This is a genomic window from Streptomyces sp. NPDC059874 (genome assembly GCF_042731135.1).
Classification (GTDB): Bacteria; Actinomycetota; Actinomycetes; order Streptomycetales; family Streptomycetaceae; genus Streptomyces.
In genome coordinates this window covers 83,471-101,900 of record NZ_JBHWJY010000019.1, presented here as the reverse complement: position 1 = coordinate 101,900, position 18,430 = coordinate 83,471, and the positions used below count along the sequence as shown (strand labels likewise).

The 18,430-nt window shown below is 71.1% G+C and carries 19 protein-coding genes and 1 riboswitch; of the genes, 9 read left to right on the top strand and 10 right to left on the bottom strand.

All coding sequences use genetic code 11. The features are described 5' to 3' along the window. The first annotated feature begins 208 nt into the window (after positions 1-208). Entirely contained in the window at positions 209-1,573 is a 1,365-nt protein-coding gene (locus ACFV9H_RS14050; protein ID WP_385397402.1) for a class II 3-deoxy-7-phosphoheptulonate synthase, read from the top strand. A gap of 177 nt (positions 1,574-1,750) precedes the next feature. Beyond that, complete coding sequence (locus tag ACFV9H_RS14045) at positions 1,751-2,032, top strand: bacterioferritin-associated ferredoxin (RefSeq protein ID WP_385397400.1); 282 nt, start codon at positions 1,751-1,753, stop codon at positions 2,030-2,032. Between the two features lie 25 nt (positions 2,033-2,057). On the opposite strand, the gene bfr is transcribed toward ACFV9H_RS14045, so the two are convergent. Next, a complete protein-coding gene (gene bfr, locus ACFV9H_RS14040; protein WP_272257196.1) occupies positions 2,058-2,534 on the bottom strand; it encodes a bacterioferritin in 477 nt (158 codons plus the stop codon). 185 nt (positions 2,535-2,719) lie between these two features. Here bfr and ACFV9H_RS14035 point away from each other — a divergent pair, with 185 nt between their 5' ends. Beyond that, the gene (locus ACFV9H_RS14035) at positions 2,720-3,352 is read left to right on the top strand and encodes a sulfite oxidase-like oxidoreductase (RefSeq protein WP_385397398.1); all 633 of its coding nucleotides are present in this window, start codon (positions 2,720-2,722) and stop codon (positions 3,350-3,352) included. 48 nt (positions 3,353-3,400) lie between these two features. Here ACFV9H_RS14035 and ACFV9H_RS14030 read toward each other — a convergent pair whose 3' ends face one another. From ACFV9H_RS14030 to pknB, 3 genes are all read right to left on the bottom strand, one after another. Further along, the gene (locus tag ACFV9H_RS14030) at positions 3,401-4,009 is read right to left on the bottom strand and encodes a DUF4396 domain-containing protein (protein ID WP_385397396.1); all 609 of its coding nucleotides are present in this window, start codon (positions 4,007-4,009) and stop codon (positions 3,401-3,403) included. A gap of 92 nt (positions 4,010-4,101) precedes the next feature. Next, entirely contained in the window at positions 4,102-4,959 is an 858-nt protein-coding gene (locus ACFV9H_RS14025) for a deoxyribonuclease IV (RefSeq protein WP_385397434.1), read from the bottom strand. A gap of 9 nt (positions 4,960-4,968) precedes the next feature. Then, positions 4,969-6,876 (bottom strand): Stk1 family PASTA domain-containing Ser/Thr kinase, encoded by a 1,908-nt coding sequence (gene pknB / locus ACFV9H_RS14020; RefSeq protein ID WP_385397394.1) that lies wholly within the window; start codon positions 6,874-6,876, stop codon positions 4,969-4,971. 1,057 nt (positions 6,877-7,933) lie between these two features. Here pknB and ACFV9H_RS14015 point away from each other — a divergent pair. Then, positions 7,934-8,107: a hypothetical protein gene (locus ACFV9H_RS14015; protein ID WP_385397392.1), complete on the top strand. Its 174-nt coding sequence runs from the start codon at positions 7,934-7,936 to the stop codon at positions 8,105-8,107. Between the two features lie 768 nt (positions 8,108-8,875). Here ACFV9H_RS14015 and ACFV9H_RS14010 read toward each other — a convergent pair. Genes ACFV9H_RS14010 through thiO form a run of 3 tightly spaced genes read right to left on the bottom strand, consistent with a single transcriptional unit; the run spans position 8,876 to position 11,072 of the window. Next, positions 8,876-9,670: a thiazole synthase gene (locus ACFV9H_RS14010; RefSeq protein WP_385397390.1), complete on the bottom strand. Its 795-nt coding sequence runs from the start codon at positions 9,668-9,670 to the stop codon at positions 8,876-8,878. A gap of 5 nt (positions 9,671-9,675) precedes the next feature. Then, positions 9,676-9,876 (bottom strand): sulfur carrier protein ThiS, encoded by a 201-nt coding sequence (gene thiS, locus ACFV9H_RS14005; protein WP_385397388.1) that lies wholly within the window; start codon positions 9,874-9,876, stop codon positions 9,676-9,678. Further along, positions 9,873-11,072, bottom strand: coding sequence for a glycine oxidase ThiO (thiO, locus tag ACFV9H_RS14000; protein WP_385397386.1), 1,200 nt, complete (start codon positions 11,070-11,072; stop codon positions 9,873-9,875). The genes thiS and thiO overlap by 4 nt, the downstream gene beginning before the upstream one ends. Before the next feature lie 63 nt (positions 11,073-11,135). Continuing rightward, positions 11,136-11,247, bottom strand: a riboswitch (TPP riboswitch). Between the two features lie 81 nt (positions 11,248-11,328). Between thiO and ACFV9H_RS13995 the strand changes: the two genes are divergently transcribed. From ACFV9H_RS13995 to ACFV9H_RS13975, 5 genes are all read left to right on the top strand, one after another. Beyond that, positions 11,329-12,549 (top strand): NAD(P)/FAD-dependent oxidoreductase, encoded by a 1,221-nt coding sequence (locus tag ACFV9H_RS13995; protein ID WP_385397384.1) that lies wholly within the window; start codon positions 11,329-11,331, stop codon positions 12,547-12,549. Between the two features lie 205 nt (positions 12,550-12,754). Continuing rightward, positions 12,755-13,120, top strand: coding sequence for an Rv2175c family DNA-binding protein (locus ACFV9H_RS13990; RefSeq protein ID WP_385397382.1), 366 nt, complete (start codon positions 12,755-12,757; stop codon positions 13,118-13,120). A gap of 112 nt (positions 13,121-13,232) precedes the next feature. Then, a complete protein-coding gene (gene thiE, locus ACFV9H_RS13985) occupies positions 13,233-13,871 on the top strand; it encodes a thiamine phosphate synthase (protein ID WP_385397380.1) in 639 nt (212 codons plus the stop codon). 79 nt (positions 13,872-13,950) lie between these two features. Next, positions 13,951-14,865: a methylenetetrahydrofolate reductase [NAD(P)H] gene (gene metF / locus ACFV9H_RS13980; RefSeq protein WP_385397378.1), complete on the top strand. Its 915-nt coding sequence runs from the start codon at positions 13,951-13,953 to the stop codon at positions 14,863-14,865. Positions 14,866-14,907: 42 nt separating this feature from the next. Continuing rightward, positions 14,908-15,777, top strand: coding sequence for a hypothetical protein (locus tag ACFV9H_RS13975; RefSeq protein ID WP_385397376.1), 870 nt, complete (start codon positions 14,908-14,910; stop codon positions 15,775-15,777). Between the two features lie 34 nt (positions 15,778-15,811). Here ACFV9H_RS13975 and ACFV9H_RS13970 read toward each other — a convergent pair whose 3' ends face one another. The 3 genes from ACFV9H_RS13970 to ACFV9H_RS13960 all read right to left on the bottom strand — a co-directional run bounded on the left by ACFV9H_RS13970 (position 15,812) and on the right by ACFV9H_RS13960 (position 18,386). Further along, on the bottom strand, positions 15,812-17,248 hold the full coding sequence (locus tag ACFV9H_RS13970) for a phytoene desaturase family protein (protein WP_385397374.1): 1,437 nt from the start codon (positions 17,246-17,248) through the stop codon (positions 15,812-15,814). 23 nt (positions 17,249-17,271) lie between these two features. Further along, entirely contained in the window at positions 17,272-17,901 is a 630-nt protein-coding gene (locus tag ACFV9H_RS13965; RefSeq protein WP_385397372.1) for a DUF4126 domain-containing protein, read from the bottom strand. 83 nt (positions 17,902-17,984) lie between these two features. Next, on the bottom strand, positions 17,985-18,386 hold the full coding sequence (locus ACFV9H_RS13960) for a DUF3040 domain-containing protein (RefSeq protein ID WP_328790804.1): 402 nt from the start codon (positions 18,384-18,386) through the stop codon (positions 17,985-17,987). Positions 18,387-18,430 lie beyond the last annotated feature (44 nt).

The following is an 18,430-nucleotide window of genomic DNA, read 5'->3' as shown; positions in this document are numbered from 1 at the left end:
TGGGCCGCCGGGAGCGGGCCACCACCAGTTCTGGTTCGAGTGCGCGTACATGGTGGGCACCTTAGCCCAGATCGCCCTCCAGGCGCTGGATGTGTCTCATGACGCGGGATGAACCATGGATTCCGTATTTTTGGGCTCCGTCAACCTTCGAGTCACTTCTGTCTCACCAGTTGGTCGCAAGGCTGGACGGGACGAATGACGCCGTAATGTGTACGAGGTGACCGTGAACGCAGAAACCCAAGCCCTCGCCGCCAAGGCGACCTGGCGAGACCTTCCCGCGGCGCAGCAGCCTTCGTACCCCGATGCCGAGGCACTGCGCGCTGTCGTCGCGGACCTCGAGTCGTATCCGCCGCTCGTCTTCGCGGGCGAGTGTGACCAGCTGCGCGCCCGCCTGGGAGCCGTCGCCAAGGGCGAGGCGTTCCTGCTGCAGGGTGGCGACTGTGCCGAGGCCTTCGACGCCGTGTCCGCCGACCACATCCGCGCCAAGCTGAAGACGCTGCTCCAGATGAGCGCCGTCCTGACGTACGCGGCCTCCGTGCCCGTCGTCAAGGTCGGCCGCATCGCGGGCCAGTACTCCAAGCCGCGCTCCAAGGACACCGAGACCCGCGACGGCATCACCCTGCCGACCTACCGCGGTGACTCCGTCAACGGCTTCGCCTTCACCGAAGAGGCCCGGATCCCGGACCCCGAGCGGCTGAAGCGCATGTACCACGCGTCGGCCTCGACGCTGAACCTGGTGCGCGCCTTCACCACCGGTGGTTACGCCGACCTGCGCCAGGTGCACGCCTGGAACCAGGACTTCGTGAAGTCCTCCCCGTCCGGGCAGCGCTACGAGCAGCTCGCGCGGGAGATCGACAACGCGCTGAACTTCATGAAGGCCTGTGGCACCGACCCGGCCGAGTTCAAGGCCGTCGAGTTCTACGCCTCCCACGAGGCGCTGCTGCTCGACTACGAGGGCGCGCTGACCCGTACGGACTCCCGTACCGGCAAGCTGTACGACACCTCGGGCCACATGGTCTGGATCGGCGAGCGCACCCGCCAGCTGGACCACGCGCACATCGAGTTCTGCTCGCAGATCGCCAACCCGATCGGCATCAAGCTCGGCCCCACGACCACGGTGGACGAGGCGCTGACGTACATCGACCGCCTGGACCCCGAGCGCGAGCCGGGCCGGCTGACCTTCGTCGTCCGCATGGGCGCCGACAAGGTCCGCGACAAGCTCCCCGAGCTCGTCGAGAAGGTCACCGCGTCCGGTGCGACCGTCGCCTGGGTCACCGACCCGATGCACGGCAACACCTTCGAGGCGGCCTCCGGCCACAAGACGCGCCGCTTCGACGACGTCCTGGACGAGGTCAAGGGCTTCTTCGAGGTCCACAAGGGCCTCGGTACCCACCCGGGCGGCATCCACGTCGAGCTCACCGGTGACGACGTCACCGAGTGCGTGGGCGGCGGCGACGAGATCTTCGTCGACGACCTGCACCAGCGCTACGAGACGGCCTGCGACCCGCGGCTCAACCGCAGCCAGTCCCTGGACCTGGCGTTCCTGGTCGCGGAGATGTACCGCGACCAGTAAGCGCGAGCAGTAGGCGCGATCTTCAATACGGAGCTTCGTACGACGATGGGGCGCGGATCGATGTGATCCGCGCCCCATCGTCGTATCCAGGTCTTTTAGGTGACCCTAACTTTGGGTACGGTTAGGTAAGCCTCACCGATCTAGGGGATGGCTGGCCCGACCATTCCGCTCAGGGAGGTGAACCGCGTGTACGTCTGCTCTTGTTTCGGGATCACCGACAAGCAGGTCAAGGACCACGCGGCTGCCGGGGCCTGCACCCCGCGCCAGATCGCCTCGGCCACCAAGGCCGGCACCGACTGCGGCTCCTGCGTGCGCACCATCCAGGGCATCCTCGGCCGCGGCGCGTGCCCGCGTCGGGAACTGCTGGAGAAGGGCAACGCGGCGGCCGTCCTCGCCGCCGACCCGGAGCTGGCGCCCGCGGCGCCGGCGCCCGCGCCGGAGCTGGTGGAAGCCGCCTGACGGCTGACGGTTGCCGGCTCGGCTGCTAGCTGGGCTGCTCGATCAGCTGCGCGATGTACAGCGGCTCGCCCAGGGACTCGATGAGCTCCAGCTGGGTGTCGAGGTAGTCGATGTGGTGCTCCTCGTCCTCAAGGATCTCCTCGAAGAGCCGGGCCGAGGTGACGTCGCCCTTGCCGCGCATGACCTCGATGCCCCGCTTGAGCCGGTCGATCGCCTCGACCTCGACCTGGCGGTCCGCCTGGAACATCTCCGTGATGGTCTGGCCGACGCGGACGTGGAAGAGGCGCTGGTAGTTCGGCAGACCGTCGAGCATCAGGATGCGCTCGGTGATCTTGTCCGCGTGCTTCATCTCGTCGATGGACTCTTCACGCGTGTACTTGGCGAGCTTGGTCCAGCCCTTGTTGTCCTGGATGCGGTAGTGCAGCCAGTACTGGTTGATGGCCGTCAGCTCGCCGGTCAGCTGCTCGTTCAGAAACTCAAGGACCTCGGGGTCGCCCTGCATCGCAGAGGCTCCTTCCAGGCAATGTCAGCTATGTGACGGAGTAGGTTCGCGCATCCTTGCACCGGTGCTGGGGGCCGTCCAGTAAGTGCCTCCTTAGTGGGAGTTACCGTGACTTGCCCGAATCAGCGCGTGCGCGGGCCCGGACCTGGTCATGACCACCCCGCCAAGTCTGTCACCATGGAGTCATGGGTCAGCCGGAAAGCCGGGAATCTCCGGGAGCAGAGCAGCCGGAGCTCCCTCCGGGGCAGCGGCTCCAGCGGGGCTGGCCGGTCACCCACTACGGGCCCGTACCCAAGTTCAAGCCCGAGCGCTGGGAGTTCCGCGTCTTCGGCGCGACGGCCGACGGTGACAAGCACTGCTGGAACCACGAGGAGTTCACGGCCCTGCCGTTCGACTCGGTGGTGGCGGACCTGCACTGCGTGACGAAGTTCAGCATGCAGGGCGCCGAATGGGGCGGTGTGCTCGCCCGTACCGTGCTCGCCCTGGCGCCGCCCGCGCCGCAGGTCACACACGTGATGGTGTGGGCCGAGTACGGCTTCAGCTCCAACATGCGGCTGGCCGACTTCGCTTCCGAGCGGACCGTCTTCGCCACCCACGAGGGCGGTGAACTGCTCACCGCCGAGCACGGTTTCCCGGTGCGGCTCGTCGTCCCGCACCTGTACGCCTGGAAGGGCCCCAAGTGGGTTCGCGGCGTCGAGTACATGACCGCCGACCGCCGGGGCTTCTGGGAGGAGCGGGGTTACCACAACATCGGCGACCCCTGGCGCGAGCAGCGCTACTCGTACCAGGAGGAGCCGGGGGACGGCCCCGAGCTGTAACCGCGCTTCGTCCCCGGGGCTCTCGGAATCGCCCGATGGTGGTACTGCTCAGTGGTGGTACTGGTGGACGACGGCGTGGCCCTTGCCGCGGCCGATCATCCACTTGTTGACCGGGACCGTGATCACGAAGGCGGCCGCGAGCGCGATCGCGAGCACCGTCCAGAACAGCGGCGACGACAGGTGCGCGTCCATCGCGCCCGGCCACAGGGCGATCACTCCGTTGTCGATCAGCTCCATGACGGCGATCGAGAGGGTGTCGGCGGCCAAAGCCACCCGAATGGCCGTACGGAAGTCGACGCCGGCGGCGAGGATCCCGCGCAGGGTGAGCGCGTAGCCGAAGAAGAACGCCAGCACGATCGCCAGGACCATGGTGGGGACGTTCCCCCACCCGAGCGCGGTGCCGATGATCATGCCGAGCACCTCGCCGATGGCGCATCCGGTGAGGCAGTGGAGGGTGGCCTTGGCGGCCATGGCCCAGCTGACCTTGCCGTGGTTGCCGTGACCGGCATGGCCGGCGTGGCCGGCATGACTGCCGTGATCGCCGTGGTCGCCGTGGCCGTGCTCGCCGTGGTTGCCATGACCGTGCTCGCCGGGCTCGCCGGGCTGCTCGTGTCCGTGGTGCTGGTGGTGCTCGTGGTGCGCGTGCGCCTGCTCCATGACGACCCCCTCATGGGAAATGCCGGGTAGCGGTTCCGTCGATCTGACAGAACCGTATACCCCCCTGGGGTATTCCTCAAGGGATAAGTGGATCACTGCGAGCCGCGCAGCTCCTTCAGCAGCGCCACGTCCGCCGCATGCCCTTCCTTGCCGCCGGGCGTCTCGGTGATCAGCGGTACGCCGTCCATCGCCGGGTGCGTGAACAGCTCGGCGAAGGCCTCCCGGCCGATGTGGCCCTGGCCGATGTTGGCGTGCCGGTCCTTGTGGGCGCCGACGCCCTCCTTGGAGTCGTTCGCATGGACCAGCTTCAGCCGGCCCTCGCCGACCGTGTCGACGAGCAGGTCGAGGGTCTGCTTGGTGCCGCCGGGCTCCGCCAGGTCGTGACCGGCCGCGAAGATGTGGCAGGTGTCCAGGCAGATGCCGAGCATCGGATGGCGGTCGAGCGCTTCGAAGTACGGGCCGAACTCCTCGGCCGTCGAGCACAGCGAGGAACCCTGCCCGGCCGTGGATTCCAGCAGCAGGAAGGGGTCGTCCTCGTGCGTCAGCTCGTCCAGCAGCGGCAGCATGTGCTCCCTGACCTGGGCGTACGCCGCCTCGCGCGGGCGGCCTCCGGTCGCCGAACCGGTGTGCACGACCACCCCGAGCGCGCCGATCTCCCGGCCGCGCCGCAGCGAGTGGCGCAGCGACTCCACCGACTTCTCGACGGTCGCCTCGGTGTGGGAGCCGAAGTTGATCAGGTACGGCGCGTGCACGTAGGCCGGGATGGACTCGGCCGCGCACTCCGCCCGGAACCGTTCGTCCTGCGCCGGATTGCCGACCGGGGTGGCCCAGCCGCGCGGATTGGCGACGAAGACCTGGACGGCCTCGGCGCCCATCTCGCGGGCATAGGTCAGCCCGACCGAGGCGAGGCCGCCCGCGACGGGGACGTGCCCGCCCACTGGATTGCGTATCACTGCGGCTTACAGCCCCTTGGTCTTGATGGTGATCGTGCTGCCCTCGGGGGCGGTCTGCCCCGCCGGGACGGACTGGGCTTCCACGGTGTTGCTGAAGGAGAGGAAGGGCCGCTCCACCTTCACCTTGAAGCCCGCCGCTTCCAGCGCCTTGCGCGCCGCGTCCACGTCCTGGCCCGTCACGGCCGGGACCGGGAGCTGGCGGGGGCCCTTGGACACGGTCAGCGTGACCGTGTCGCCGGCCGCGGCCTGAGTGCCGGCGCCGACCGACTGGTTGGCGACCGTACCGGCCGCAGCGGGGGAGTTGACCTGCTCGGGGGCCGTCTCGACCTTGAAGCCGAGGCCCTCCAGACTCGCCTTCGCCTGGTCGACGGAGATCCCCACCACGCTCGGAACCGGCACCGGGCGGCCCTTGCTGACCACGAGCGCGACCGCCGTGTCGGGCGCCCGCTTCTCACCGCCCACCGGGTCGGTGCTGATCACCGAGCCCTGGGCGATGTCCTGGCTGAAGGCCTGCGTGACGATGCCGGGAGCCAGCCCGGCCTTCGTCAGTTCCTCCTTCGCCTCCTCCAGCGGACGGCCCTTCAGATTGGGCACGGCCACCACCTGGGGGCCGCGGGAAATGGTGATCGTCACGGCGCCGTTGCCCCGGATGCGCTTTCCGCCCGGCGGGTCGGTGTTCATCACCGTCCCGCGGTCGAAGGCGTCGCTGAACTTCCGGTCGACGCCCTTCACTCCGAGTCCGGCCGCGGACAGCTGGGAGCGGGCCTCGGCCTCCGTCTTGCCCAGGAGGTTGGGGACCTTGGTGAACTGGCCGGAGTTGATGTACCAGACGCCGGTGCCGAGGCCGAGGGCGAGCAGCACCCCGGCGATGACGAGGAGCACGCCGCGTCGCGGCAGGCGGGTGCCGGCCGGCCGGTGCGTCGGCGGTGGCGGGGGAGACATCTCCAGCCGGGACGTGTGGTGCACGGGCTGTTGCGTGGACACCGGGCGCGGGATCACGCCGGTGCGGTCCTCGGCGGACGACCGCTCCTCGGCCCGCGCCTGCGGCGGTACGGCGTCCAGCTCGGCGTCGCCGAGCAGCGCACGGGTCTCGCGGGCGAGGCCGAGCAGCGCGGCGGCGTCGTGCGGGCGCAGTTCGGGGTTGCGGGCGGTGGCCTGCGCGACGAGCTCGTCGAGCCCGACGGCGAGCCCGGGGACGGCGGCCGAGGGAGGCGGCACGTCCTCGTGGAGGTGCTGGTACAAGACCTGCGCGGGGGTGCCGCCGGTGTGCGGCTTGGCCCCGGTGAGCATCTCGTACAGCACGACACCGCAGGCGTAGACGTCCACGCGGGTGTCGGCGACGCCGCTCTCGATCTGCTCGGGGGCCAGGTAGGAGACCGTTCCGAGGACGGAGCCGGTGGTGTTCGTCACGGAGTCCACGGACCGGACCAGCCCGAAGTCGGCCACCTTGACCCGGCCGTCGTCGCCGATCAGGACGTTCTCGGGCTTCATGTCACGGTGCACGAACCCGGCCCGGTGGGCGGCGCCGAGGGCGGCGAGGACCGGTTCGAGGATGTCGAGCGCGGCCCGCGGCCGCAGCGCGCCGCGCTCGCGGAGCACGTCGCGCAGCGTGCAGCCGGACACGTACTCCATGGCGAGGAACACGTACGGCCCGTCCGTACCCTGGTCGAACACGGCGACCACGTTGGGGTGGGCGAGCCGCGCCACGGACTTGGCCTCCCGGATGAACCGGTCGACGAAGGCCGCGTCGGCGGCGAGGGCCGGGTGCATGACCTTCAGCGCGAGGACGCGGTCGAGCCGGGTGTCGACGGCCCGGTAGACCGTGGCCATGCCGCCGGCCGCGATGCGGGCGTCTACGCGGTAGCGGCCGTCGAGCACGCGCCCGACGAGGGGGTCATCCAGGGTCGTATCCACCCGCCGATTCTACGAGCCCACCGCGGCCCCCCGGCCGGGCCGGGTGGGCTTGAAGCGCAGCTGTGACGTGGGCGGGGGTACGGTCTCACGCGCGTGCGGGACTTCTCCCCCTCGGCCTCCCCGCCCCCGGCCGGAGTTCGCCCACCCGGCAGTCCTGTACGGCGGGGTCGGGGGCTTCGGGTGGCGGGGTCCGAGCCGGGCGGAATCAGAGAAGCCTTGGGGGTTTCCCGTCAGTCCCATAGTCCTTCCGTGTCGGGCCGGCCTGTCAAGGGCGCTCCTTCGTCGCGTCGCTTCGCGATGTCGCTGCGCTCCACCCTTGACAGACCGTCCCGCCACGGAAAGACAAGAGACTGCCGGGAAACCCCCAAAAGAACGGGCCGGTCCGAGATTTCAAGGACGGGGCGGTCAGCGATGTCCGGGCCGTCTGGCGAGGGGCCGATCCCGAGCCCGGGCCCTCCCACCCCACTCCCGGGACCGGGCAGGCGGCCAACCTCCCCCAAACCCCCACCACAAGCCCCTCGGGGGAGGGTGGGCGCGTCAAATCGCTACGCGCTCCTCATTGCTTGGCGTCCGACGATCGTCTGGGGCCGATACCCGCACCAAATGCCGACCACCAGCGCACCGGAACCCGACAAGCGCATCAGATCGCTACGCGCTCCTCACATCTCAGCGACCAACCACCGTCTGGGGCTGAGCACTACCGACACGGATTAAGTCGGCACCTTTGGTGACCGTCGCGATCTGTCAAGTCCCGAAAACCAGGGGCATGACGCGATCGCACTTACCCGGGCTTAATTGAGACTTGGGATCACGCAGAGCAGGTGACCCACCCGCATCGTGCGGGTCCCGCTGCCGAAAGGTCCGTGAACCAACACAGGCCCCATTCGGTTATCCATTTCCCCTGTCCCGCCGGAGGTGAATTCTCATGACTCATGCATCCCGCACACAGCGTCTAGCCATTCTTACAGCCTCGACCGCTCTGGCCGCAGCAGGCGCACTGCTGCCCTCCAACGCATTCGCCGCGCCAGCGGCGGCGCCCGCCCAATCCACAACCGCGATGGCACCCAGTCACGGCGATCACGGCTGGGACTGGGGCTACTGCTATCGGCACCGCCACGGCCAGCACCACAAGTGGGGCTGGGGTTGGGGCTGGCGCTACTGCTACAAGCACCACCACAACCACCACCATGGGCACCACCACAACCACGGCGGCTACGTCCATGGCTACTAAGGTAGACAGGCCAAAAGAAGTGCCAAACAACAATTGAATTCAAGGTCCGGGCTGGGTGGAAAATCCATCCAGCCCGGACCGCCGAATGTATGCGTCTCCTGGCGTGATCTGCCGACCAGCCCCAGACTGTGGTTGGTCGCTGAGATGTGGGGAGCGCGTAGCGATCTGATGCGCTTGTCGGGTTCCGGTGCGCTGGTGGTCGGCATTTGGTGCGGGTATCGGCCCCAGACGGTCGTCGGACGCCAAGCAATGAGGAGCGCGTAGCGATTTGACGCGCCCACCCTCCCCCGAGGGGCTTGTGGTCGGGGTTTGGGGGAGGTTGGCCGCCTGCCCGGTCCCGGGAGTGGGGTGGGAGGGCCCGGGCTCGGGGCTGCCCCCTGCCGCAGCGGGGCCGGACATCCCTGATGCACCCGTCCTTGAAATCTAGGACCGGCCCGTTCTTTTGGGGGTTTCCTGGCAGTCTCTTGTCTTTCCGTGGCGGGACGGTCTGTCAAGGGTGGAGCGCAGCGACATCGCGAAGCGACGCGACGAAGGAGCGCCCTTGACAGGCCGGCCCGACACGGAAGGACTATGGGACTGACGGGAAACCCCCAAGGCTTCTCTGATTCCGCCCGGCTCGGACCCCGCCACCCGAAGCCCCCGCCGCACAGGACTGTCCGGGCCCGCCCCACCCCCGCCCCACCCCCGCCCAGGGGTGTGCCCCGAGGGGGTAAAAGTCCCGCACGCGCGTGGACCCGTACCGCCCCCCGCCCCCCGCCCCCGCCCCCCTCAGAACGCCGGGCGTTCCGGGTCCAGTTCCGCGCGGCCTTCCGTGGGGGACGACGCTTCCGCGAAGCGCCGTTGGGGGATGCGGCCCGCGCGGTGGGCGAGGCGGCCCGCCGAGACGGCGTCGCGCATGGCCGCGGCCATCAGGGCCGGGGAGTGGGCGCGGGTCACCGCGGAGGCGAGCATCACGGCCGCGCAGCCGAGTTCCATCGCGAGGGCCGCGTCCGAGGCCGTGCCCGCCCCCGCGTCGAGGATGACCGGGACGCCCGCCCGTTCCGTGATCAGCTCGAAGTTGTGCGGGTTGCGGATGCCCATGCCCGACCCGATCGGGGACCCGAGCGGCATGATCGCCGCGCAGCCCACGTCCTCCAGCTTGCGGGCCAGCACCGGGTCGTCGTTCGTGTAGGGGAGGACGGTGAAGCCCTCGTCGACCAGGGTCTCGGCTGCGTCGAGGAGTTCGACGCCGTCGGGCAGGAGCGTGCGCTCGTCCGCGACGACCTCCAACTTGATCCAGTCCGTGCCCAGGGCCTCCCGTGCGAGGCGTGCCGTCAGGACGGCCTCGCCCGCGGTGAAGCAGCCCGCCGTGTTGGGGAGGACCGCGATGCCGAGCTTGGACAGGACCGAGAGGACGGAGCCCTGGACCGTCGGGTCCAGGCGCCGCATCGCGACCGTCGTGAGTTCGGTGCCTGACGCGATCAGTGCGCGCTCCAGCACGTCGAGGCTCGGGGCGCCGCCCGTGCCCATGATCAGGCGGGAGGAGAAGGTGCGGCCGCCGAGGGTGAAGAGGTCGTCTGCCATGTCGTTCAGCCCCCCTGCACCGCGGTGAGGATCTCGACCCGGTCGCCGTCGCCCAGCGCCGTGGCCGGCCACTGCCCGCGCGGGACCACGGTCTCGTTGAGGGCGGCGGCGACGCCGGAGGGGGCGGTGGTGAGGGTGGCGACCACCGTGTCGAGGGTGGTGCCGGCCGCGAGCTCGCGCGGCTCGCCGTTGACGGAGATGGTCATGCGTACGACTCCTGACGTGCGGCGGAGAACCGGCGGGGGGTGAAGGGGCGGGCGATCGGCGGTAGTTCGCCGGTGGTCAGCAGATCCGCCAGTACGTCGCCGGTGAGGGGGGTGAGGAGGACCCCGTTGCGGTAGTGGCCGGTGGCCAGGTGGAGGCCCGGCAGCTCGGTCGGGCCGAGCAGCGGGGCGTTGTCCGGGGAGCCGGGGCGCAGGCCCGCCCGGGTTTCGACCAGGGGGAGTTCGGTGATGCCGGGCACCAGCTCGTGGGCGTCGCGGAGGAGTTCGTAGACCCCGCCGGCGGTGACGGTGGTGTCCCAGCCGAGTTCCTCGCTGGTCGCGCCGAGGACGAGTTCGCCGTTCTCGCGAGGCACCAGGTAGACGTGGCTGCCGCGCACGACCGCCCGTACGGTCCGCGACAGGAACGGCCCGTACGCCGCGGGTACCGACAGCCGCAGGACCTGGCCCTTCACGGGGCGGACCGGCACGGCCGCCTCGGGCGGTACGCCCGGCAGCTTGCAGCTCAGCGAGCCGGCGGCCAGGACCACCTGGTGCGCGCGCAGCTCCGTACCGTCGTCGAGTACGGCGCCCGCCGCGCGGTCGGCGGTGACCAGCAGCCGTTCCGCGTTCGCCCGGTGGATGATCACCCCGGCCCGCTCGCAGGCGGCCAGCAGGGCGGCCGCGAGTCGGCGCGGGTCGACCTGGTGGTCGCCGTCGACGCGCAGGCCGCCGCGTACGCCCGGGGCCAGCATGGGCTCCAGGCGGCGGCACTCGCGGCCGGTCAGCCACTCGGACTCCAGGCCGCAGCGGCGCTGCAGGGCGTGCAGCTCGCGCAGGTGGAGCCGGTCGTCGGAGTCGAGGGCGACGGCGAGGGTGCCACAGGCGCGGTAGCCGATGTCCATGCCGCCGCTGGCTTCGGCGAGCTCGGCGGCGAACTCCGGATAGCGCTCCGCGGAGGCGAGGCCGAGGCCCAGCAGGGCCTCCTCGCCGTAGTGCAGCTCGGTGACGGGGGCGAGCATGCCGGCCGCGACCTGGGCGGCGCCGCCGCCGGGGGCCGGGTCGGCGAGCATGGTGCGCAGGCCGCGTGCGGCGGCCCGCCAGGCGGTGACCAGGCCGATGATGCCGCCGCCGATGACGAGGACGTCGGATCCCTGGGATCCCTGGGATCGCTTGGACCCCGTAGGCTCCGTGGATCCCATGGATCCCATGGATCCCGTGGATCCGCTGGGGGATCCGGTTTCGGGTCCCGTTCGAGATGAGTGCATGGGCGTCCAGCCCCTCCCTTCGCCGGCATGACCCGGATCAGGTTCGTACGGTCGGAGGCCGTCCAGCCTCCCTCTCAGCCCGGTGCGCCGGACTCCCGCGATAGGTACGGTGGCCAGACTAACCCGGCCGTCGACGGCGGGTAAGGCGGCACCTATTCCTGACGGACCGTCAGATGATTAGGGTGGCCGGGTGAGCGAGCAGACGGAGAAGAATCAGAGCGGCGTCGTGATCGTCGGCGCCGGAATGGCCGGTGTGCAGACCGCGGTCGCCCTGCGGGAGCAGGGCTTCACCGGCCCCGTGACCCTGCTGGGCGCCGAACCGCACCAGCCCTACGACCGGCCCCCGCTGTCCAAGGCGGTCCTGCTCGGCAAGGCCGAGGACTCGGCCTTCGACGTGGACTTCGAGGGGCTCGACATCGAGCTCAGGCTCGGCACCGAGGTCACCGGGCTGCGGGCCGCCGAGCGCGAGCTGGACACCGAGGCGGGCCCGGTGCCGTACGAGGTCCTCGTGCTGGCCACCGGAGCCGAACCGCTGACCCTGCCGGGTACCGAGGGCGTCCCGGGCGTGCACCTGCTGCGCACCCTCGACGACGCGGCCCGGCTGCGCCCGGTCCTGGCGGAGGCGCCCTCGGTCGTGGTCGTCGGGGCGGGCTGGATCGGCGCGGAGTTCGCCACCGCGGCCCGGGAGGCGGGCTGCGCCGTGACCGTGGTCGAAGCCGCGGACCGGGTGCTGGCGGGGGCGCTGCCGGAGGAGGTCGCCGCGCCGATGGGGCGCTGGTACGCGGAGGCCGGGGCCGAGCTGATCACCAGCGCGAAGGTCGCGGGGGTCGAGGCGGGCCGGGTGCTGCTGGCGGACGGCCGGGTGCTGTCGGCGGGCGCGGTGGTGGTGGGCATCGGGGCCCGCCCCGCCACCGGGTGGCTGGCCGGGGCCGGAGTCGAGCTCGGGCCGGACGGGTCGGTCACCGCCGACGCGTACCTGCGTACGTCCGTGCCGGACGTGTACGCGGTCGGCGACTGCGCGTCCTTCCCTTCGGGGCGGTACGGGACGCGGCTGCTGGTGCACCACTGGGACAACGCGCTGCAGGGGCCGAGGGCGGTCGCGGCGAACATCCTGGCGGGGGAGCCCGCGCAGGTCTACGACCCGGTCCCGTACTTCTGGTCGGAGCAGTTCGGGCGATTCGTCCAGTACGCCGGGCATCACGGCGGGGCGGATTCGCTGCTCTGGCGGGGGGAGCCGGGTGGGGAGACGTGGTCGGTGTGCTGGTTGCGGGGCGGGGCGCTGGTCGCGGTGCTGGCCGTGGGGCGGCCGCGGGACCTGGCGCAGGGGCGGCGGCTGATCGAGACGGGGGTGCCGGTTGACCCCGCCAAGGTCTGCGACCCCGGGACCCCGCTGAAGTCCGCCACTGCGTAGCGGCGCCGGAGTGTGCGGCGGGGGCGGGGTGCCGCTGCGCGGAGCTGCTCCCCGCCCCGCCCTTCCTCCGTTCCCCGGGCTCCGCCCGGACCCGGTCCTCAAGCGCCGGACGGGCTGAAAGATCGGGGCGCTGCCCCGGCAGTGGCCAGACCCGGACGGGTCGTCCGGTTACCGGCGGCGGAGCCGAGATGGCAGGCTTGGGGCTGTGACCGAGATTGACGCAAAGATCGATGCCCTTGTCCCCTCGTGGCTGTACCTTCCCGACATCGCGGAGGTGCTCGACATCGAGGTGACCCGGGTCCGCCAGATGGTCAAGGAAGGTCAGCTGCTCGCCGTGCGCCGTGGCGAGAACCGCTCCCTCCAGGTGCCCGCGCCCTTCATCGACGGCGACAAGGTCGTCAAGGGCCTGGTCGGTCTGCTGACCGTGCTCCGCGACGACGGCTTCTCCGACGAGGAGATCCTGGAGTGGATGTTCACCCCGGATCCGACCCTGCCCGGCACCCCCGCGCAGGCGCTGAGCGAGAATCGCGGCACGGAGGTGAAGCGCCGCGCTCAGGCGCTCGCCCTCTGACCTGATCGACTGATCGACTGATCGACCCGATCCGACCTGATCCGCATTCGCTCCACCGCGGTGTACGGGCCGCGTGTGCCCGTACACCGCCTCCACCACGGGGGGTACACCCATGCAGCAGCTGTCCGACGCCCGGCTCTACCTGTGCACGGACGCCCGCAAGAAGCAGGGTGACCTCCCCGAGTTCCTGGACGCCGTACTCGCCGGCGGCGTGGACATAGTCCAGCTCCGGGACAAGGGCATGGAGGCCGGGGAGGAGCTCGAGCACCTCCAGGTGTTCGCCGAGGCCGCGCGCCGGCACGGCAAGCTGCTCGCCGTGAACGACCGCGCCGACGTCGCCCACGCCATCGGCTCCGACGTCCTGCACCTCGGCCAGGGCGACATTCCGGTGCCGGCCGCCCGCGCCATCCTGGGTGAGCAGGTGCTGATCGGCCGTTCCTGCCACGCGGAGGCCGAGGTCGACGCGGCCGTCGCCGAGCCCGGCGTGGACTACTTCTGCACCGGCCCCTGCTGGCCGACCCCCACCAAGCCCGGCCGCTACGCCCCCGGCCTCGGGCTCGTCCGGTACGCGGCCTCGCTGGAACAGGACCGGCCCTGGTTCGCCATCGGCGGCATCGACGCCACCAACCTGGACGAGGTGCTGGACGCCGGAGCCACCCGCGTGGTGGTCGTCCGCGCTCTGACCGAGGCCGCCGACCCGGGCGCGGCCGCCGCCGATCTGGCCAAGCGCGTTCGGGCCCGTCTGGGCTAGGAGCGCCCGGGTGTCCAAAAACGTGTCCAAAAGACGGACACCACTTCGGGCTGCGCCACGCCCCGTCTAACCTGCCGGTATGGCCTTTGGTACCGCTTCCACCTGGTCGGACCGTGCACACACGGTCCGCGAACTCCTCGCGTCCGGGAGCTCCTACTCCTTCGAGTTCTGGGCCCCGAAGACCGAGAAGGGCGAACGCAACCTCTGGAACGCGCTGCGCCGGGTGGAGGCGGTGGCGCCCAGCTTCGTCTCCGTGACCTACGGAGCCGGCGGCTCCACCCGCGGCGGCACCGTCAAGGCCACCGAGCAGATCGCCTCGGACACCACCCTGACCCCCGTCGCGCACCTCACCGCCGTGGACCACTCGGTCGCCGAGCTGCGCAACGTCATCGGCCAGTTCGCCGACGCCGGGATCCGGAACATGCTCGTCGTGCGCGGAGACCCGCCGGGCGACCCCATGGGCGAGTGGGTGGCGCACCCCGAGGGCGTCCACTACGCCGCCGATCTGGTCCGCCTGGTCAAGGAGTCGGGCGATTTCTGCGTCGGCGTCGCGGCCTTCCCCGAGATGCACCCGCGTTCGACGGATTGGGACACGGACATCCGGCACTTCGTGGACAAGTGCCGCGCCGGTGCCGACTACGCCATCACCCAGATGTTCTTCGATCCGGAGAATTATCTGCGGCTGCGCGACAGTGTCGCGAAGGCGGGCTGCGAGACCCCGATCATCCCCGAGGTCATGCCTGTTGTGGCCATCAAGCAGCTCGACCGGCTGCCCCAACTCAGTAACGCGGTCTTCCCCGCGGACGTGAAAGAGCGCATGCTCGCGGTCAAGGACGACCCGGCCGCTGTACGCTCCATTGGCATCGAGTTCGCCACGGAGTTCTGCGCGCGGCTGCTGTCCGAGGGTGTACCGGGGCTGCACTTCATCACGCTGAACAATTCCACGGCGACTCTCGAAATCTACGAGAACCTGGGCCTGCACCAGCGGGCCTGACCGGCCGTACGCCATGGGCGGCCGTACCGAGAGGGGCCACGCATGGGAATGACGGTCCTCTACATCGCGTTCGGGATCGTCGCGCTGTGGTTGCTCGCCGAGGTCCTGATGCAGTACAAGGCCCGGCTCCGCTGGCGCCTGCTCGCCTTCGCGGGCTTCCTCGGCGTGGTCGCCGGGGTGATGCTGCCGTCGGTGCCGGTCATCGGCGCCGGCGCGGCCATGTTCGCCCTGGGCCAGACGCTCGTGACGCTCTCGTTCCGCAAGGGCTTCGTGGCCGGCTGGGCGCTGCGCCGCGGCGGGGAACCCGTACGGCAGTCCAGGCGGCGCCGGTCCGGCGGCCCGGTGCACCAGGACCCGTCCCTCCAGGTCACCGACCTGGAGTACGAGGGCCAGAGCCGCGGCCAGGACGCGGACCCGGAGGTCTACAGCCCGGAGCCGGTGCCCGAGGACACCGGCTCCTACGGGATCCAGAGCTTCGTGCCCGCGCAGCCCGGCCCCGACCCCACGCAGACGGCGGCCTTCGCCTCGCCGTTCACCACGGCCGAGCAGGACGCCCACCAGTACGCCGCGTACTACGACCCCTCGCAGTCCCAGGGCGGCCAGGGCGGCTACGACTACTCCGGCGGCTACCCGACGGGTGAGCAGCAGCAGGTCTACGCCGCCTACTCGGACCCGTACATCGGCACCGGCGGCGGGGTCGTGCCGCCGAGCGCCGACCCGTACGCCGGCTACGCCCCGTACGGGGACTACGGGCAGCAGCAGTACTCCATGGACACCCCGCCCGGCGGGGTGTGGGTCCCCCAGCAGCGGACCACCGACGAGTACGGGCAGCCGTATCCGGCGGAGGACCAGCAGCAGGGCTACCCGTACCCCTCCCAGGGGACCGGCGAGTACGAGCAGTACCGCTACTGAGGCTCCGCGAGGGGATTCCGCGGCTCGCCGGAGGTCACTGGGAGCCGCGGAACTCCGCGCCCTCCACGATCAGCCCGGCCACCAGGGCCCCCGTCATCCCGGCGTGCGGCAGTCCGCCGCCGGGGTGCGCCCAGCCGCCCGCCAGGTACAGCCCGGGCACGGCCGTGGTGTTGGCCGGGTGGAGCAGCCGGCCCCCGGCACCCGCGAGTGCGGGCGGGGGCACGGAGCCGCCCACCGCGCCCGTGGCCGCCTCGATGTCGGCCGGGGTGCGCACCTCGTGCCACAACAGCCGCTCCCGCAGCCCTGGAACGGCCTTCGCGGCGAGCTCCAGCAGTTCCTCGACCCCGGGCGCCTCCGGCCCGCACACGGCGCTCACGGTGACCGCCTGATGGTCCGCGTCGGGCCGGGTGGCCGGGTCGTCGGGGCACATCACGGTGACGTCCAGGGCGGGCCCGTGGACCGGTGTGCCGTGGACCAGCGTGCGGTGGACGGCGTCGGCCGGGCGGGCCCCGCGCAGCGCCAGCAGCAGCGTGACCCGGCTGGGCACGCCCTCCCCACGGGCCGGGACCGCGTCCGGGGGCCACGGCAGGGACCGGGCCGGCAGCCGCCGCGGGTCGATCCCGCAGACGACGGAGTCGGCCGCGACCTCGGTGCCGTCGGCCAGCAGCAGCCCGGACGCCCGGCCGGCGGGCGCCAGTACCTCCCGCACCTCGGCGCCGAAGACGAAGGCGACCTTCCGCTCCAGACAGCGCTCGTACACGGCGGTGGCCAGCGCCCGCATCCCGCCGCGCACGTACCAGCTGCCGAAGGTCTGCTCCATGTACGGGAGCACGGCCGCGGAGCCGGGTGCGGTGGCCGGGTCGATCCCGTACGAGCGGACCAGGCCCGTCAGCAGCTCCCCGAGCCCGCCGCCCAGCTCGCGCTCGGCCACCTCGGCGAGGGTCGGGGTCCGGCGGCGCAACAGGCCGCTCTTGCGCAGGGCGGGGTACGGGTCGCCGCCCAGCACCCGCCGGGCCTCGCCCGTGCGCAGCGGTTCCTCCAGCAGCGGGCGGCGGGTGGCGTCCCAGGCGTCCCGGGCGCGGCCCAGCACGCCGTTCCAGCGTTCGCCCGCACCTGGGCCGAAGGCGGAGTCGAGGGCGGCGGCGACTCCGCCGCGGGAGGCGCCCGGCAGGGTGACGTCGATGCCGTGGTGGGGGAGGACGTGCCGGACGGCGGGGTCCACCTGGACCATGTCCACGCAGTCCTCCAGGGACCGCTTGCCGGTCTTCACGAACAGGTCGCGGTAGACGGCGGGCAGGTGCAGCAGCCCGGGCCCGGTGTCGAAGGCGAAGCCCTCGCGCTCGTGTCGCCCGAGCGCTCCGCCGTACGTCGCCCCGCGCTCGTACACCGTCACCTGGTGCCCTGCCACGGCCAGCCGGGCCGCCGTCGCCATCGCGCCCATCCCGGCGCCGATCACCGCAATTCGTGCCATGCGGCCGAGCCTATCGAGCCGGGTCAGCGGGGCGGCGGGGCCCCGGTGACCTGACGGGCCTCGGAGGCCAGCCGCTTCTCCTCGCGGCGTTGGGCACGCCGGCGCAGGAAGCGGCGGATACGGGTCCAGAGGAAGATCAGCAGGGCCAGCCCGGTGGCCAGCAGGACGGCCGCGATGATCGCGGCGGCCTCCGGGTTGAACATCGCGAAGGTGATGAGAGCGCCCACACCGAGGTCCTCGGCGATGCTCATCGCCACATTGGTGAACGGCTCGGGCGAGGTGTTGATCGCCATCCTGGTGCCGGCCTTGACGAAATGGCTGGCCAGTGCGGTGGAGCCGCCGATGGCGCCGGCGGTGATGTCGGAGAGCGAGCCGCTCTGCCCGGCCAGCAGCGCGCCGATCACCGCACCGGACACCGGGCGGATCACGGTGTGGACGGTGTCCCATATCGAGTCCACGTACGGGACCTTGTCGGCGACGGCCTCGCAGAGGAACAGCACTGCCGCGACGATCAGCACGTCGGTGCGCTGCAGCGACGTGGGGACCTCGTCGGTCAGGCCGGTCCGGCCGAAGATGCCGAGCAGGAGGACCACGGCGTAGGCGTTGATCCCACTGGCCCAGCCGCTGGTGAAGACCAGGGGGAGCACACTCATTGGATCATCATGCCGCACGCGCAGCAGTAAGGGGACGGCCGCGCGAAAGCGACCGTCCCCTTAATCACGATGTCCGGGGCCTACTACTGCCCCTGCTCGTCACGGCGGCGCTGCCACCGTTCCTCGATGCGGGTCATCATCGACCGACGCTGCCGGTTGCGGCCGTGGGCCGAACCGCCTGCACTGCCGGAGACGGGCTGCTCGCCAGGCTTGGGTGCCTTGCGCCAACCGGTGACCACGAGAACCGTACATCCCAGCATGACGAGGAACCCCACCACGCTGATCCAGAGCACGTTCGGAATGATCACACCGGTCATGAGGAGCGCGATACCCACCACAATGCCTGCGACTGCCTGGTAGACCCGTCGCCGGGTGTACGTACGCAGTCCGCTTCCCTCAAGCGCTGTCGCGAACTTGGGATCTTCGGCGTACAGCGCTCGCTCCATCTGCTCGAGCATTCGCTGCTCGTGCTCCGAGAGCGGCACGGGAGTCCTCCTCATCCGTCGGTCGCGGGGGGTAGCGACCAGGG